This is a genomic window from Stenotrophomonas sp. 05L44_2 (assembly GCF_056665995.1).
Genome location: NZ_JBFTNR010000787.1, coordinates 1 through 1,805, shown reverse-complemented (window position 1 = coordinate 1,805; position 1,805 = coordinate 1). Strand labels below are relative to the sequence as shown.

The window sequence follows — 1,805 nt, the reverse complement described above, 5'->3', positions numbered from 1 at the left end:
TCCTCCAGGTACAGCAGGCCGTCGTAGCCGACGGTGGCCTGGCGGCCATCGGGCAGCTGCACTTCGCTGCCCACCTCCAGCGGTTGCCCCCTCATGTCCTGCAGGATCAGCCGCAATGACGCGCGCGAACGCAGGTTGAAGGTCAGGCCGGTGCCGGCGCGCTGGCGGGGTGTCACCCAGTCCTCGATGCGATCAGCGCGCATGTCCGCTGGCAGGTCCAAGGTGTCGATGGAGACGCGGTTGCGCTGCCAGGACAGCAGCGGGCTGATCAGCAGCAGGCCACGCTCGTCGGTGGCACCGATCAGGCGGTTCTCAAGCCGCACCGGCACACCGCCAACGCCATTCGTGCTGACCACGGCGAAGGCATCGGCGACTTCGCGGGCGGCGAAGGTGTGCCCGGCCATCCACACCAGGCTGCCGCTGGCGCTGCCATAGGCGTAGTTGAGGCCCGCCTGGCGGGAGGCACCGAAGGCGTAGCGGCCGACATCGTTGAGGATGCCGACTTCGGCCAGGCCGCCGCTGCCGCCGTCGCCGTGGCGGACCTGYGCGCGCCAACCGATACCGCCTGCGCTGCCGTCGCCCGGGACCGGCTGGGTGACATCGGCGACCCAGCTCTGGCGGTCGCCATTGCGCTGGCTGGACAGGCTGGCCTGGCGGTTGTTGCCCAGGCTTGCGGTCAGCGACAGGTAGACGCTGCGGTCATCACTGTCGTCCAGGTTCTGGTTGACCGACAGGTAGGCCGACCAGCGCGGGCTCCAGCTGCGTGACCAGAACAGGCTGGCATAACGGTTGTCATCGCCATCGGGGTAGCGCAGGCGAAGGTAACTGGCGCTGAGGGTGCCCAGGCGCAACAGGTCCAGGCCGACCGTGGCCTGCTCGCTGATGCTGGGCGGCAGGTTGGCCTGCAGCGCGCCCAGGTCGCGGTAGTCGCCGTGGCTGCGCACGCTGCGCAGGTTGAAATTGAAGCGCCGGTTGTTCCAGCTGTACCCGAGCGCCCACTGTCCGCCCTGCAGGCCCTGGTAGCGGCTGTGGGCATAGGCGGCATTGAGCACGCCGGCGCCGCCCAGCAGCCACCAGCCACCCACGCCGGCCTGCGCCAGGCCGCCGCCGCCCTCGGCATGTGCTTCACCGGTGAATGTGTCGCTGACGCCGCCGCGCCAGCTGGCGCTTGCCACGGTACGGTCGTCATAGGCGAAGGAGCGTTCGCCGAACTGCTCGCGCAGCTGGCCGACGCCGAGCGACCAGTCCGACAGACCCTTGGCCAGCAGCTGCTGGGTGCCGTAGAAGCTGAAATCCAGGGTCTGCATGCGGCCGAAGGCATCGGTGACCACCACCTGCGCGCTGCCGGTGCCGCTGATGCCCGGCTGCGCCGCCAGCTGGAACGGCCCGACCGGTACCTGGCCGCTGTACTGGCGCAGGCCATCGACATACAGCTCGACCGTCGATGGCACCACCGCCTGGCCGAGGAAGGCCGGGGTGGGGGTGAGGACGCGATACGGCTGCAGCCCGTAATTGCGCCCGATCTGCAGGCCGCCCAGGCGTACCGGCCGGCTCCAGTCGACAAAGCCGCTGTAGAAGTCGCCAACCTCCAGGGTCAGCGCCTTGTCCGGGAAATCCAGTGTCCAGCGCGTATCAAGGCGTACGCTTTCGCTGCGCCAGTGGCGGTCGCCGGTCTGGTAGCGACGGCTGACGGCGGTGTTCTCGAAGGTGCCGGTACCGATGCCGAACACCCGCAGTTCAGAGCTCAGGGTAAGGTTGCCGAGGCTGTCGACACGGCTGCCGTACAGGTCGTAATTGAGCAGGAC

General features: G+C 68.8%; 1 protein-coding gene. It reads right to left on the bottom strand.

Annotated elements, in window-relative coordinates; all coding sequences use genetic code 11:
• On the bottom strand, window positions 1-1,805 hold a 1,805-nt coding region (locus AC1VAN_RS20610; protein WP_480986612.1), incomplete at both ends, for a fimbria/pilus outer membrane usher protein.